The organism is Prescottella soli, assembly GCF_040024445.1.
Lineage (GTDB): Bacteria > Actinomycetota > Actinomycetes > Mycobacteriales > Mycobacteriaceae > Prescottella > Prescottella soli.
In genome coordinates this window covers 4,840,376-4,854,572 of sequence record NZ_CP157276.1, presented here as the reverse complement: position 1 = coordinate 4,854,572, position 14,197 = coordinate 4,840,376, and the positions used below count along the sequence as shown (strand labels likewise).

The following is a 14,197-nucleotide window of genomic DNA, read 5'->3' as shown; positions in this document are numbered from 1 at the left end:
CCGCCGCCGAGAACCGCTGATCGACGAAGGAATCGCCCATGCCCCCGCTCAGGTCACGCACCACCACCGTCGGACGCAACGCTGCCGGAGCCCGCTCGCTCTGGCGCGCCACCGGTATGACGGACTCCGACTTCGGTAAGCCGATCGTCGCGATCGCGAACTCCTACACGCAGTTCGTCCCCGGTCACGTCCACCTGAAGAACGTGGGCGAGATCGTCGCCGAGGCCGTGCGCGCCGCCGGCGGCGTGCCCCGCGAGTTCCACACGATCGCGGTCGACGACGGCATCGCGATGGGCCACGGCGGCATGCTGTACTCCCTCCCGAGTCGCGAGATCATCGCCGACTCCGTCGAGTACATGGTCAACGCCCACACCGCCGACGCGCTGGTGTGCATCTCGAACTGCGACAAAATCACCCCCGGCATGCTCAATGCCGCGATGCGGCTGAACATCCCGACGGTCTTCGTCTCGGGTGGCCCGATGGAGGCCGGCAAGGCCGTGGTCGTCGGCGGCGTCGCGCAAGCCCCCACCGACCTGATCACCGCGATCTCGGCGAGCGCCAACGACTCCGTGTCCGAGGAGGGACTCGACGAGGTCGAACGCAGCGCGTGCCCGACGTGCGGTTCCTGCTCTGGCATGTTCACCGCGAACTCGATGAACTGCCTCACCGAGGCCCTCGGCCTGGCCCTGCCCGGCAACGGCTCGACGTTGGCGACGCACGAGGCCCGTCGTGCCCTGTTCAGCCGCGCCGGGACCACCGTCGTCGAGGCCGCACTGCGGTACTACCGCGACGAGGACGAGTCCGTTCTGCCGCGGAACATCGCCACCCCCAAGGCGTTCCGCAACGCGATGGCGCTCGACGTCGCGATGGGCGGCTCCACCAACACCGTCCTGCACACGCTCGCCGCGGCGCAGGAGGGCGAGGTCGACTTCGACCTGAGCACCATCGACGAGATCAGCCGTCGGGTGCCGTGCCTGTCGAAGGTCTCCCCCAACTCGGACTACCACATGGAGGACGTGCACCGAGCCGGTGGAATCCCCGCGCTGCTCGGTGAGCTGCGCCGCGCCGGCCTGCTCGAGACCGACGTCTCCACCGTGCACACCAAGTCGTTCGACGAGTGGCTCGACACGTGGGACATCCGCTCCGGCAAGGCGAGCGACGAAGCCCTCGAGCTCTTCCACGCGGCGCCCGGCGGCGTGCGCACCACCGAGCCGTTCTCGACGAACAACCGCTGGAGTGCGCTCGACACCGACGCCGAGGGCGGCTGCATTCGCGACAAGGAGCACGCCTACACCGTCGAAGGCGGCCTGTGCGTGTTGCGCGGCAACATCGCCGTCGACGGCGCGATCCTCAAGACCGCCGGAATCGACGAGGAACTGTTCTCGTTCCAGGGCCCAGCCGTCGTCGTCGAGTCGCAGGAAGCTGCCGTCTCGGTGATCCTGCAGAAGCAGATCAAGCCGGGCGACGTCATCGTGGTCCGCTACGAGGGCCCCAAGGGCGGTCCGGGCATGCAGGAGATGCTGCACCCCACCGCATTCCTCAAGGGCGCCGGGCTCGGCAAGGTGTGCGCCCTGATCACCGACGGCCGCTTCTCCGGCGGCACGTCCGGCCTGTCGATCGGCCACATCTCCCCCGAGGCCGCGTCGGGTGGTGTCATCGGCCTCGTCGAGGACGGCGACCAGATCCGCATCGACGTCGCGACCCGCACCCTCGAGGTCCTCGTCGACGACGAGACCCTCGCGCAGCGCCGCGCCAAGATGGAGGCGTCCGAGCGTCCGTGGCAGCCCGTCGACCGTCAGCGCACCGTGACCACGGCGCTGCGCGCCTACGCCGCGCTGGCCACCTCGGCCGACAAGGGCGCCGTGCGCCAGGTGCCGTAAGACCACCTGCCGCTCCGCGTTTCGCTGTGCCGCGTCCCCGATCGGGGGCGCGGCACAGTCGTTTCCGCGCTCCTCGGTCCTCGCGTTTCGCGCACTTATCGGTGTGAACGGGACGTGCCCAACACCGACAAGTGCGCAAATCGCGGAAGATCAGATGACGGGGTTGGCGCCGTTCAGCAGAATCCACACGCCGACACCGACCGCGACGCCCAGGATCAGGATCACCGCCGAGCCCACGTACGGGCGGGTCGCCCACTTGCGCCGGCCGTCCAGAGAGATGCGCCCCGGACCGGTCAGGATGACGGCGGCCGCGGCCGCCCCCAGCAGCGTCTCGTATTCGATGCCCTCGGGACCGAAGTACTCGAGGCCGGGCACCATCGACTGCTTCAGGCACCACGCGTTGATCATCACCGCGAGCACCGTGGCCGCCGCCACCGGCGTGATCAGGCCCAGGATCAGCAGCGCGCCACCGGCCACTTCACCGACCGCGCCGACCGCGGCCAGCGCCCGTGCATGGTCGAATCCGGCGTCGAGCAACTGATCGCGGTAGCCGCCGAGCCCGGGTCCGTTCCACCATCCCGTCAGCTTCTGCAGGCCGTGCGCAAGCAGCGTGCCACCGACCGCGAGACGCAGAACGAGCAAACCCAGGTCGAGGGTGCCGCGACTCGAGTCGTCCGGCGACGACGCAGCCGGGACCGCGACCGGACCGGCGACAGTGGGCGGCGACCCGATCGGTTCGGACACGATCGGTTCGGACACGATCGGCTCCGCCACCAGGACCTCTGTCGGCATCGGGGTTGGCAACGGGGTCGACACCGTGGGCTCGCCGCGGTCGATCACCTCGGTGGGCTGATCTTCCATCGCGACGGTGGCCGCCGGCGACGACGACACCGGCCGGAAGGTGGGGATCTGCTCGGTCGGCAGACTGTCCGCGTTCAGGGCGCCGAAGTCGAGGTCCTCGTCGGTCTGCGGCACCAACGGCTTCGTCGGATTCGACGGCCGCATCGACTGGACCGAGAACCGCTCGGTCGGCTGGTCGAAGGGGCTCGGGGCGGACGCCCCGCCGGCGGACTCGGTGTGATCTTTCGGCTTGTCAGTCACGACCTGCAGCCTAGGTGCGCTCGCCGGAGTTGACCGGGTACCGCAGCCCGGCGCGCCGGTCACAACGCACCGCGTGGCGGCGACTGCCGGACCTTCCGTAACGTCTGCACCATGACGATTGGTCAACGGGGCCGGACGGTCCGGCGCACGGCCGCGACCGCGCTCCTCTCGATCACGGCGCTCACCATCGCCGGATGCGCCCGGTTCGACGACTCCGCGTCCTCTCCGTTCACCCCGGAGCCGACGTTCGGCTCCGGCGCCGAGGTGCAGCCGAAGGAACCGTCCGCGGCGCCGTCGGCGATGCCCGCGCCGTCCGTGCCGAACGACCCGTGCTTCGACCCCGATCCCAACGTCATCGCGACCTGCCTGGACACGACGGGCGGCATGGTCATGCTTCCCGACGGCGCTGCGGCTCTGGTCGCCGAGCGCCGCACCGGGCGCATCATGCGGGTGGCACCGGGCGAGAAGCCCGCCGAGTTCGCAAGGATCCCCGTCGATTCCGGCTCCGACGGTGGACTGCTCGACATCGCACTGTCCCCCACCTTCGCCGAGGACAACCTGCTCTACGCGTACATCACGACGCCGAGCGACAACCGGGTCGTGCGGATCGCGCCCGGCGATGCACCGAAGGACGTGCTGACCGGCATTCCCCGCGGCGACGCCGGAAACGCGGGCGCGCTGGCGTTCTCGACGCCCGGCGAGCTGATGGTCCTCACCGGCGACGCCGGGAATCCGGCCGCCGCTGCCGATCCCGCGTCCCTCGCCGGAAAGCTCCTGCGCGTCACCGCACTCTCGTCGACTCCCAATCCGCCGCGACCGGCGGTGGCGCTCTCCGGGATCGGCCGGGCCGGTGACGTCTGCACCGATCCGAGCGGTGCCGTCTGGGTGGCCGACCGCACGGTCGTCGAGGACCGGCTGCAACGGGTCGGCGCCGACGGTGCCGTCGGCGCCCCTGCCTGGACGTGGCCGGACAAGCCCGGCGTCGCGGGTTGTGCGGCCACGAACGGTGCGGTGGCGGTGGCGCTCAGCGACGGTCGGGCGGTGGCGGTCTTCGCGACCGACCACGAGACCGGTGGCGTCTCGACGGCACCGGCGTTGCTGGCGCAGAACCTCTACGGTCGTCTCGGTGGAACCGTCATCGACGGAAACGGGCAGATCTGGGCGGCCACGGTCAACAAGTCGGGCGGCACCCCCGCCCCGACGGACGATCGGGTGGTCAAGCTCCCGTTGCCGTCGGGCGCCGGCGGCGTCGACTGACGCTCACGCCGGAAGCTGGTCGCGCGGCTCGCTGGGCGTCTTGGTGGCGAGCGCGCTCGCGAGCAGCGGCAGCACCAGGACCGTGATGGCGCCGGCGGCCACCAGGATCGACGCGGTCCCGTTGGACATCTGACCGGCGGAGACCGCGACGCCCGTGACGGCGACGATGAGCGGCAGTCCGGTGGTCGAGTACAGCGCCACCTGGAGTTGCTCGCGGGTGTCGAAGTTCGCGCCGGCGGGGCCGCGGTCGTAGCGCGACGCGATGAACACCGGCAGCCCGCGGACGATCAGGAGCAGGGCGAGGAAGGCCAGCAGTACCAGGGGTTCTCCGGCCACCGCGGAGACGTCGATCGTCATCCCGGAGGTGACGAAGAAGATCGGGATCAGCAGGCCGAAGGCGAGCCCCTCGAGCTTTCCCTCGAGCAGCTCGTCACCGTCCGGGACAGTGCGGCGCAGGATGAACCCGGCCGCGAACGCGCCCAGGATGATGTCGAGGTCGAAGACGGCGGCCACCGCGATGAGCGCCACCAGCAACAGCATCACCAGTCGCACGGTGGTCTGCGCGGTGGTGTCGGAGCCGCGACGGACCACGGCCAGCAAGGCGGTGCCCTCGCGGAGGATGCGGGAAGGCAGCATCGCGACGACGACCGCGACCACCGCGAAGGCCGCCAGCACGACGAGCGAGAGCACCGCGCCGCGCGCGCCCAACAGCACCGCCATCGCCAGGACCGGGCCGAGCTCACCGATCGCACCGTGATTGAGGACCGCCCGCCCGACCGGGGACCCGAGGAGACCGCGGTCCTTGAGGATCGGCAGCAGCGTGCCCAGCGCGGTCGACGTGAGCGCGATCGCGACCGCGATCTCCGAATGCACCAGCCCCGCGGCCGACAGACCGCCGACGATCGCGAACGCCAGCGTGATGCACGCCAACCACGTCACCAGCGCGCGACGCCCGCCGCGGCCGGTCAACTCGTCCTTGTCGATCTCGTATCCGGCGAGAAGGAACAGCATACCGAGCCCGAGTTCACGCAGCAGCTCGATCTCGGTATCGACGTTCGCCAGATCCAGTGCGTACGGACCGATGACGATGCCGCCCACGAGCAGCAACACCACCTCGGGAATCAGCTTGCGCCGCAACGATCCCGCGATGAGTGGCGCGATCGCCGCCGCGACCGTGATCCAGAACAGTGATGTGGCAACGGCGGCGTCCATGTGCCGCTACGTTAGCTGCACGCAGCGATGACGAGCTCCTTGACACGCGCAGGGTCGGCCTGACCCCGGGTGGCCTTCATGACATCGCCGACGATCTTGCCCGCCGCGGCGACCTTGCCGCTGCGGATCTTCTCGGCGATGTCGGGGTTGGCGGCCAGCGCCTCGTCGACGGCGGCCTGCAGCTTGGTGTCGTCGCGCTCGACGACCAGGCCGCGCGCCTCCACGATCTGCTCGGGCTCGCCCTCGCCGTCGAGCACGAAGTCCACGACCTGGCGGGCGACCTTGTTGTTGAGCTTGCCGCTGTCGACGAGCTCGACCACCTTCGCGACCTGCGCGGGCGTGATCGGCAGTTCGCCCAGCTCGACACCGCGGGTGTTGGCCTGCTGCGCGAGGTACGACACCCACCAGGACCGCGCCGCATCGGCCGACGCGCCGGCCTCGGTCGTCTCGATCACCAGCTCGAGGGCGCCGGCGTTGACGAGGTCACGCATGACCTCGTCAGACACGCCCCACTTCTCCTGGATGCGGGCGCGACGGATCCACGGCAGTTCCGGCAGCGTGGCGCGCAGTTCCTCGACCCACTCGGCGCTCGGTGCGACCGGCTCGAGGTCGGGCTCGGGGAAGTAGCGGTAGTCCTCGGCGGTCTCCTTGCGGCGGCCGGGGGACGTGGTGCCGTCGGCCTCCTGGAAGTGCCGGGTCTCTTGAATGACTTCGTCACCTCGCGTCAGCACGGCGCCCTGGCGGCGCATCTCGTACCGCACGGCGGTCTCGACGCTCTTGAGCGAGTTGACGTTCTTGGTCTCGGTGCGGGTGCCGAACTCCTTCGCCCCGATCGGCATCAGCGAGACGTTGGCGTCGCAGCGGAGCGAACCCTGATCCATGCGGACGTCGGAGACGTCGAGGGCCTTGAGCAGGTCACGCAGCGCGGTGACGTACGCGCGGGCGACCTCGGGGGCACGCTCGCCGGCGCCGGTGATGGGCTTGGTGACGATCTCGACGAGCGGCACGCCGGCGCGGTTGTAGTCGAGCAGCGAGTGGCTCGCGCCGTGGATACGACCGGTGGCGCCGCCGATGTGCAGCGACTTGCCGGTGTCCTCCTCCATGTGCGCGCGCTCGATGTCGACGCGCCACGTGGTGCCGTCGTCGAGCACGACGTCGAGGTAGCCCTCGGTCGCGATGGGCTCGTCGTACTGGGAGATCTGGTAGTTCTTCGGCTGGTCCGGGTAGAAGTAGTTCTTGCGCGCGAACCGGCCCCACGGGGTGATGGAGCAGTTCAGCGCCAGACCGATGCGGATCGCCGACTCGACGGCCGCCTGGTTGACCACCGGCAGCGCGCCCGGCATACCGAGGCACACGGGGCACACCTGGGTGTTGGGCTCGGCGCCGAACGCCGTGGGGCAGCCGCAGAACATCTTGGTGGCGGTGTGCAACTCGACGTGCACTTCCATGCCCAGTACGGGCTCGAACTTCGCGAGGACGGCGTCATAGTCGAGAAGGTCAGCGGACACGGCGGCAGTCATGCCCATGAGTTTATGCGCCTCCTCACCCGAAGAACGCGGCCGCCTCCCGGTAACGATCCAACGGCACGGTCTTGAGCTGCTTGGTCGCCTCCGACAGCGGCACGAGGTCGATCTGGGTGCCGTGCAGCGCCACCATCTGACCGAACTGTCCGCTGTGGGCGGCGTCGGTGGCGTGTACCCCGAACCGGGTGGCCAGGACCCGGTCGTACGGCGTCGGGGTGCCGCCGCGCTGGACGTGCCCGAGCACCGTCGTGCGGACCTCCTTGCCGATCCGTCGTTCGATCTCGACCGCGAGTTGCTGCGCGACGCCGGTGAAGATCTTGTGCCCGAACTCGTCGATCCCGCCCTCCCGCAGGGTCATGGAGTCCGGGTCGGGCGCGGCGCCCTCGGCGACGACGCAGATGAAGTGCGAGTCGCCGCGCTGGAAGCGCTTCTTGACCATGGCGCACACCTCGTCGACGTCGAACGGCTGCTCGGGAACGAGGATCAGGTGCGCTCCCGACGCCATCCCGGACTGCAGCGCGATCCACCCGGCGTGCCGGCCCATCACCTCGACGAGCATGACGCGCTGGTGCGATTCCGCCGTCGTGTGCAGGCGGTCGATCGCGTCGGTCGCGATCGTGAGGGCGGTGTCGAATCCGAAGGTGACGTCCGTGCAGTCGATGTCGTTGTCGATCGTCTTGGGGACCCCGACGACGGGGACCCCGCTGTCTGAGAGCCAGCTGCCGGCCGTCAGCGTGCCCTCCCCGCCGATCGGGATGAGGACCTCGATGCCGTTGTCGTCGAGGGTCTGCTTGATGCGGTCGAGACCGTCGTGCAGCTTCTGCGGGTTGACTCGCGCGGTACCGAGGATCGTGCCGCCGCGCGCGAGGATGCGGTCGATGCGGTCCTCGTTGCGCATCTGGACCTTGCGGTCTTCGAGGAGTCCGCGCCAGCCGTCCTGGAAGCCGACGACGGCGCTGCCGTATCGGCTGTCGGCCGTTCGCACGACGGCACGGATCACGGCGTTGAGACCGGGACAGTCACCGCCTCCGGTCAGGATTCCGATGCGCATCACGGCCCCCTCGACGTTCGGGTAGCAGAGCGGTCCCCTCTCATCTTGCCGCTCCCGTGCCGATCGGGCACCCCGACTCGATCAGCCCGGCGTGACGAGGCCCGATTCGTACGCGAGCACCACCGCCTGGGCCCGGTCCCGCAGGGACAGCTTCGACAACACCTTGCCGACGTGCGTCTTGACGGTCTGCTCCGCCACGAACAGGCGTTCGGCGATCTCGGTGTTCGACAGCCCGCCGGCGATGAGCTCGAGCACCTCGTGCTCACGCGGGGTCAGCGAGTCGAGCTGCGGGTGACGCGGACGCGGGACCGCACGGCGCCGGGTGACGTCGGCGATGAGCCGTCGGGTCACGCTGGGCGCGAGCAGCGCGTCGCCGTCCGCGACGACCCGCACCGCGCGGATCAGCTCCTCGGCCGGCGCATCCTTGAGCATGAAGCCGCTCGCGCCGATACCGAGTGCCTCGTACACGTACTCGTCGATGTCGAACGTGGTGAGCATCAACACCCGCACCGGAGGATCCATTGCGGCGGAAAGGATTTCACGCGCCGCGTCGAGACCGTTGAGTTCCGGCATCCGCACGTCCATCAGCACGACGTCGGGGCGCAGGCGCTTGACCTCGGAGACGGCGACGCGGCCGTTCGGCGCGTCGCCGATCACGCTGATGTCGGGCTGCGCGGCCAGCAGCGCGCCGAAGCCCTGCCGCACCATCGCCTGATCGTCCGCAATGAAGACCGTGATCGCCACCCCGACAGCCTAGGCGAGCGGCGCGACGGGGATGTGGGCCCTGACCTCGAAGCCGCCGTCGGGCAGGGTCCGGGTGTCGAGGGTGCCGCCCACCGCGGCGGCCCGCTCGCGCATGCCGCCGATGCCGCTGCCGCCCGACGACTCCGACCGCGCCGCCGCGCCCACGGCCACGACGGCGGGGCCGTTGACCACGACGAGAGACGTGATGGGCGGGCCGTAGTCGAGAGTCACCGTCACCGGTGCGCCCGGGCAGTGCCGGGCCGCGTTCGCGAGCGACTCCTGCAGGATCCGGTAGACCGTCAGCCCGGACAACTCCGACAGCGACCCCGGATCGCCGGTCACGTTCCACGACAGTGCGATCCCCGCGCGACGGCTGCCGTCGAGCAACTCCTCGATCTGTCCGACCCCCGGCTGCGGCGCCCGTTCGAGCGTCTCGGCGTCGCTGCGCAGCACACCGAGCAGTCCGCGGATCTCGTTGAGTGCGTCACGCGCGGTGGCGCCGATGGACTCGAACTCGGCCTTCGCCTCGTCGGACACCGAGGAGAGCCGGTACGGCGCGCTCTGCGCCTGCACGACCACCATCGACATGTGATGTGCGACCACATCGTGGAGGTCCCGGGCGATGCGCGCCTTCTCCTCGAGGATCGCCCGACGCGCGCGTTCGAGTTCGCTGGTCTGCTCCTCCGCGGCCAGCTGCCGACGCGACAGCACCAGCCACCGGATCAGCAGACCGAACGCGACCAGCGCGCTCAACCCGACGGCCCACCCGACGCCGTCGTCCCCGGGGGTGTCCGCGAGGAACAGCAGCACGGTCGAGACCCAGGCCACCACCACGGTCGGCGGGCCGGCGGTGACACTGACCGCGAGCAGCAGCGCCATGATCACGATGATGTGCACGACCTGCCAGGGGTAGGTGTACCCGGAGTCGGGGACGAGGTCGAACACCCACGGGATCACGAGCGCCGAGACCGCCGAGACCGCCCATCCCAGCGCCGGATTGGCCCGGATCAGGAGGAACGGCCACGCAGCGAGCGCGGCGACGATCGGCTGCACCGGAGGCAGCACCTCGTGGGTGAGGTGCAGCGTCGGCCACGCCACCGCGTACAGGATCGCCGTGACGAGCACGATGAGGTTCGTCGGACCGTGTCCGTGCAGCCGAGTCTTCGCTCGTTGCGGTTGGTTGCCACTCACAGCTGTCGACTCTAGGAACCCGGACGTCGTCGGGCGTCATACCTGAGAGTGAGATCGGGCTCGCTCCCCGGTACGACAGTGCCGCCGCCACCCCCTCGCCGGAGCTGCCCCGATTCCACTCCACGGAGTGATGTCGCAGCGTAGGAGCCATTTCTAGCGTCAATTGCCATGCGAACCAGAAGATGGACCGGCGCGGTCCTCGCCGGCGCCGCGATCGTCACCGCCACCCTCGCCGCCCCGCAGGCGGATGCCGGCACACCGGCCCGCGAGGACTCGGGCGCCGCACGGGCGGTGACCGAACTGACCGCGACCGACGTCGCACCGGACGCATCGGCCGTGCCCGACGACTTCGCGGCCGTCATCGGCTACCGGCCGCGCGTCGAGGACGGCCTGCTGGTGAATCCGAACGGCGCCTGCTCGTCACCGGTGCCCCTCCCGGCCGAGTTCGACACCCCCTGCAAGGCTCACGATCTCGGCTACGACCTGCTGCGCTACGCGCACCGAGCCGACGGCGACCTGGGCGGGTGGGCACGCAACGCCATCGACGCCCAGCTCGACCGTCGGATGCACGAGGCGTGCGAGGCCCGGGAACGCGACCGCGCTTCCTGTTTCGCGATGGCGAACACCGCCACGACCGCGGTGTCCCTCAACTCCATGCGGCAGGGATACGGCGTACCGATCGACGAGCCCTGGATTCGGTACACCGTCGGCGCCACCCTCGCCGCGCTGGGGCTGCTGGTCGTGACGACGATGGTCCGCCGGGCCGGGCGGATTCGGTGGGCGGTGCCGGCATGAGCGCGATCCCGAGCACCGGAGTCCGCACGCGTCACCTCACCCTCACCGGCACGCTCCCCCGGGTCGGCACTTCCCTGGCCGTCGCGGGCGGGACGGTCGTGTCACTGGCCCCGTCGCTGCTCCCCCGGTCCGCACCCGTCCAGGGGGTGCTGACCGGCGTGCTCGTCGCGGCGGTGTGGGGATCGGCGGCCCTGATCGGCCGGCTGCGGCCGCACGCCCGACAGGGTTCGACCGCGCGACTCGTCGCCGTCGTCGCGGCGGGTGTCGTCCTCGCGTGGGCCGTGGCCTGCGCCGACCGCTGGCAGAACTCGCTCCGCGCGGCGATGGCCCTGCCGACCGTCGGCGCGGCGCACTGGGCCCAGGTCGGCCTCTGGGCCACGGCCGTCTGCCTGGCGTCGGCGGGGATCGCGCGTGGGTTCGCGGCGGCGGCGCGTCGACTGGGCCCCGCGCGGTCGACCGCGCTTGTCGTCACCGCCGCGGCGCTCACCTGGTTCGTCGCGGTACCCGGAGCGACTTCGGCCGCAGCGCAGCACTTCCGAGACACGAGCTCGGTCGTCGACCCCGGTCTCGTTGCGAGTGACGGCAATTCACTCGTCCCGTGGACGACCCTGGGCGCCGAGGGACGTCGGTTCGTCGCCGGCACCTCGGATCCCCGCAGCATCCGCACGTACGTCGGGCTCGACTCCGCGCCCGACGTCGACACGCGCGCCGCCCTCGCGGTGCGGGACCTCGACCGAGCGGGCGGGTTCACCCGGGGACATGTCGTGGTGGCCGTGCCGACGGGCTCGGGCTGGATCGACGGTGAGGCGGCGCGCGGGATCGAACGCCGGTTCGGCGGCGACGTCGCGATCGTCGGGCAGCAGTACTCGTACGCCCCCAGCTGGGTCACGTTCCTGTTCGGTCGCACCGACGCGAAGGAGTCGGCGCGCGCACTGTTCACGGCCGTGTCGGCGCACGTTGCCGCACTGCCGCCGGAGCAGCGTCCGATGGTGCACGTGTACGGGCAGAGCCTGGGCTCGGTCGGCGGTAGCGCAATCCTCGACGACGCCGTCGCCGCGACGGCCGCCTGCAGCGCGCTGTGGGCCGGGCCTCCGGCCGGGGCGGTGCACCTCGGCGGCGCGACCGTGCTCGCCAACAGCTCCGATCCGGTGGTGTGGTGGTCGCCGGCGCTGCTGACGACGGCTCCCGACCTGACGCGCACCCACGTCGACGCACCTGTGCCGCAATGGATTCCGTTCGTGAGTTTCGTCCAGACGACCGTGGACCTCGTGTCCTCGCTGGACGCACCGACCGGCCACGGCCACCGCTACGGCGCCGACCAGGGCCTGCTGATGCGCGGCTGTTGACCGATCCTCCGCGAGGTGTGGGTTGTGCGCCTACCGTGAGGGCATGAGCCGAAACACGGAGACGGACGCGGCGCGCGAGGTGCTGCGGGACAACTTCGAACGCATCCGCGAACTGGTCCTCTCGGTCACCGACGGGCTGACGCCGGAGATGTCCGACTATCGTCCAGGGCCGCAGGCGAATTCGATCGCCTGGCTGATCTGGCACCTCACCCGCGTGCAGGACGATCACGTGAGCGACGCCGCGGACGTGGAACAGGCGTGGACGAGCCGCGGGTGGCAGGAGCGGTTCGGATTCGCGTTTCCCGCCGCGGACGTCGGCTACGGGCACAGCAGCACCGACGTCGCCGAAGTGCACGCGGATGCGGGGCTGCTCGCCGACTACCACGGCGACGTGCACCTGGCGACCCTCGAGTACGTCGACGAGCTCACCCCCGACGAACTCGAACGCATCGTGGACCGTCGGTGGGATCCGCCGGTCACGGTCTCGGTGCGACTGGTCAGCGTGATCGGTGACTGTCTCCAGCATCTGGGGCAGGCCGCGTACGTGCGGGGGCTGTACGAGGCGCGGTGACGCGGTAGTCACGACGGTCCGGTCTGCGCGTGCGTCGCCGGTACGCGGTGACGGTGCCGGGCCAGTTGGTGGTGATCCGGCCCGACGCGGTGCGGTACCAACTGCTGCACAGGCTCCACACCGAGTCCGCGAGCCTGCGCTGGATGCGGTCGTCGAACCGGCGCTCGACGCCGGCGTCGACCTCGACGGCACAGCCCGGTTGCTCGGCGAGCCATCCGACGAGACCGGCGATGTGCCGGGCCTGCGATTCGAGCATGTACACGATCGATCCCGAACCGAGGTTGGTGTTGGGGCCGTACAGCATGAAGAAGTTGGGGAATCCGGCCGTGGTGATCCCGAGGTAGGCCCGGGCCCCGCCGGACCAGGCGTCGCCCAGGCTGCGGCCGCCACGGCCCCGGATGGTCATCGGGGCGAGGAAGTCCGTTGCGGCGAAACCGGTTCCGTAGACGATGACGTCGGCCGGGTGGAGCGTTCCGTCGGCCGCCCGCACCCCGTCGGGTTCGATGCGGTCGATGGCGTCGACGACGAGGTCGACGTTGTCGCGGGTGAGTGCCGGGTAGTAGTCGTCGGACAGCAGCATCCGTTTGCAGCCGGGCTCGTAGTCGGGTGTCAGCGCGGCCCGCAGCGCCGGGTCGTCGACCTGCTTCTCGAGATGCCGCCGAGCCAGCGCACCCGCGAAACCGCCGCGCTGCGGGGTGTGGAGCAGACCGACCGTCAGCGCCTCGAAGATCCCCCACGTGAGCAGCCGCTCGCCCCGCAGCGTCGCCGGCACCGACCGGAAGATCCGGTGGTGCCAATCGTGGTACACGCGGTCGGGTTTCGGGAGGACCCACGGCGCCGAGCGTTGGAACAGGGTGAGCCGCCGGACCTGCGGGGCGATCGCCGGGACGAACTGGATGGCGCTGGCACCGGTGCCGATCACCGCCACCCGCTTGCCGTCGAGGGAGACGGTGTGATCCCACTGCGCGGAGTGGAATGCCGGGCCCGCGAACGTCTCCCGCCCGGCGATGTCGGGCAGCGCCGGCCGCGACAACTGCCCCACCGCGGTGACCAGGACGTCGGACTCGATCACCTCGCCGTCGGCGGTGTGCACCGACCACCGGTTGGTGTGCTCGTCGAACTCCGCCTCGGTGACGGTGACGCCGAACCGGATCAGCGACCAGAGACGGTGCCGGTCGGCGATGCCGCGCAGGTACCCCAGGATGTCGGGCTGTTCCGCGAACCGGCGCGACCATTCGGGATTGGGCTCGGACGAGATCGAGTACAGCGGCGACGGTACATCGCACGCCGCACCGGGATACGTGTTGTCGCGCCACACCCCGCCGACATCGTCGTGCTGCTCGAGAATGGTGACGTCGGTGAGTCCGGCGCGGCGCAGCTCGAGCGCGACCGTGATCCCGCCGAACCCGGCGCCGATGATCGTGATCGACGGCTGTCCCACCCGGGCCTCCTCGCGGTTTCGCCTGGTCCCTATGCCCCGGATCCTAGTCCTGAACGCGCGACAGCCCGGATCCGTTGTCCGGATC

At 70.5% G+C, this 14,197-nt stretch carries 12 protein-coding genes; 5 read left to right on the top strand and 7 right to left on the bottom strand.

The window, feature by feature from the left end; all coding sequences use genetic code 11:
• Nucleotides 1-38 precede the first annotated feature (38 nt).
• Complete coding sequence (gene ilvD, locus ABI214_RS22580; protein ID WP_348604684.1) at nt 39-1,880, top strand: dihydroxy-acid dehydratase; 1,842 nt, start codon at nt 39-41, stop codon at nt 1,878-1,880.
• A 150-nt stretch (nt 1,881-2,030) separates the two neighbouring features.
• Here the strand turns inward: ilvD and ABI214_RS22575 are convergent, their stop codons facing one another.
• On the bottom strand, nt 2,031-2,981 hold the full coding sequence (locus ABI214_RS22575) for a DoxX family protein (RefSeq protein WP_348604683.1): 951 nt from the start codon (nt 2,979-2,981) through the stop codon (nt 2,031-2,033).
• Nucleotides 2,982-3,092: 111 nt separating this feature from the next.
• Here ABI214_RS22575 and ABI214_RS22570 point away from each other — a divergent pair, with 111 nt between their 5' ends.
• On the top strand, nt 3,093-4,238 hold the full coding sequence (locus ABI214_RS22570) for a PQQ-dependent sugar dehydrogenase (protein ID WP_348604682.1): 1,146 nt from the start codon (nt 3,093-3,095) through the stop codon (nt 4,236-4,238).
• Nucleotides 4,239-4,241: 3 nt separating this feature from the next.
• Here ABI214_RS22570 and ABI214_RS22565 read toward each other — a convergent pair whose 3' ends face one another.
• From ABI214_RS22565 to ABI214_RS22545, 5 genes are all read right to left on the bottom strand, one after another.
• Nucleotides 4,242-5,450 carry a cation:proton antiporter gene (locus ABI214_RS22565; protein WP_348604681.1) on the bottom strand — a complete coding sequence of 403 codons (1,209 nt, stop codon included), beginning with the start codon at nt 5,448-5,450 and terminating at the stop codon, nt 4,242-4,244.
• Between the two features lie 11 nt (nt 5,451-5,461).
• Nucleotides 5,462-6,970, bottom strand: a complete 1,509-nt coding sequence (gene gatB / locus ABI214_RS22560; protein ID WP_348604680.1) for an Asp-tRNA(Asn)/Glu-tRNA(Gln) amidotransferase subunit GatB — start codon at nt 6,968-6,970, stop codon at nt 5,462-5,464.
• 22 nt (nt 6,971-6,992) lie between these two features.
• Complete coding sequence (locus tag ABI214_RS22555; RefSeq protein WP_348604679.1) at nt 6,993-8,024, bottom strand: ATP-dependent 6-phosphofructokinase; 1,032 nt, start codon at nt 8,022-8,024, stop codon at nt 6,993-6,995.
• An 81-nt stretch (nt 8,025-8,105) separates the two neighbouring features.
• A complete protein-coding gene (locus ABI214_RS22550; protein ID WP_348604678.1) occupies nt 8,106-8,768 on the bottom strand; it encodes a response regulator transcription factor in 663 nt (220 codons plus the stop codon).
• Nucleotides 8,769-8,777: 9 nt separating this feature from the next.
• The gene (locus tag ABI214_RS22545) at nt 8,778-9,959 is read right to left on the bottom strand and encodes a sensor histidine kinase (RefSeq protein ID WP_408586300.1); all 1,182 of its coding nucleotides are present in this window, start codon (nt 9,957-9,959) and stop codon (nt 8,778-8,780) included.
• A 168-nt stretch (nt 9,960-10,127) separates the two neighbouring features.
• On the opposite strand from ABI214_RS22545, the gene ABI214_RS22540 reads away from it, so the two are divergent.
• From ABI214_RS22540 to ABI214_RS22530, 3 genes are read left to right on the top strand one after another with little or no spacing between them, the layout of a single operon-like run.
• Entirely contained in the window at nt 10,128-10,754 is a 627-nt protein-coding gene (locus tag ABI214_RS22540) for a hypothetical protein (protein ID WP_348604677.1), read from the top strand.
• On the top strand, nt 10,751-12,100 hold the full coding sequence (locus ABI214_RS22535; RefSeq protein ID WP_348604676.1) for an alpha/beta-hydrolase family protein: 1,350 nt from the start codon (nt 10,751-10,753) through the stop codon (nt 12,098-12,100). The genes ABI214_RS22540 and ABI214_RS22535 overlap by 4 nt, the downstream gene beginning before the upstream one ends.
• Nucleotides 12,101-12,143: 43 nt before the next feature.
• The gene (locus tag ABI214_RS22530) at nt 12,144-12,671 is read left to right on the top strand and encodes a mycothiol transferase (protein ID WP_348604675.1); all 528 of its coding nucleotides are present in this window, start codon (nt 12,144-12,146) and stop codon (nt 12,669-12,671) included.
• Here the strand turns inward: ABI214_RS22530 and ABI214_RS22525 are convergent.
• Nucleotides 12,598-14,112, bottom strand: coding sequence for a flavin-containing monooxygenase (locus tag ABI214_RS22525; protein WP_348604674.1), 1,515 nt, complete (start codon nt 14,110-14,112; stop codon nt 12,598-12,600). The two genes, ABI214_RS22530 and ABI214_RS22525, sit on opposite strands and share 74 nt — an antisense overlap.
• Between the last annotated feature and the right edge of the window lie 85 nt (nt 14,113-14,197).

Coding starts and splice junctions, on each gene's coding strand:
- ABI214_RS22530 (WP_348604675.1), top strand. CDS start 12,144: ATGAGCCGAAACACGGAGACGGACGCGGCGCGCGAGGTGCTGCGGGAC.
- ABI214_RS22570 (WP_348604682.1), top strand. CDS start 3,093: ATGACGATTGGTCAACGGGGCCGGACGGTCCGGCGCACGGCCGCGACC.
- gatB (WP_348604680.1), bottom strand. CDS start 6,970: ATGACTGCCGCCGTGTCCGCTGACCTTCTCGACTATGACGCCGTCCTC.
- ABI214_RS22565 (WP_348604681.1), bottom strand. CDS start 5,450: ATGGACGCCGCCGTTGCCACATCACTGTTCTGGATCACGGTCGCGGCG.
- ABI214_RS22540 (WP_348604677.1), top strand. CDS start 10,128: ATGCGAACCAGAAGATGGACCGGCGCGGTCCTCGCCGGCGCCGCGATC.
- ABI214_RS22535 (WP_348604676.1), top strand. CDS start 10,751: ATGAGCGCGATCCCGAGCACCGGAGTCCGCACGCGTCACCTCACCCTC.
- ilvD (WP_348604684.1), top strand. CDS start 39: ATGCCCCCGCTCAGGTCACGCACCACCACCGTCGGACGCAACGCTGCC.
- ABI214_RS22555 (WP_348604679.1), bottom strand. CDS start 8,024: ATGCGCATCGGAATCCTGACCGGAGGCGGTGACTGTCCCGGTCTCAAC.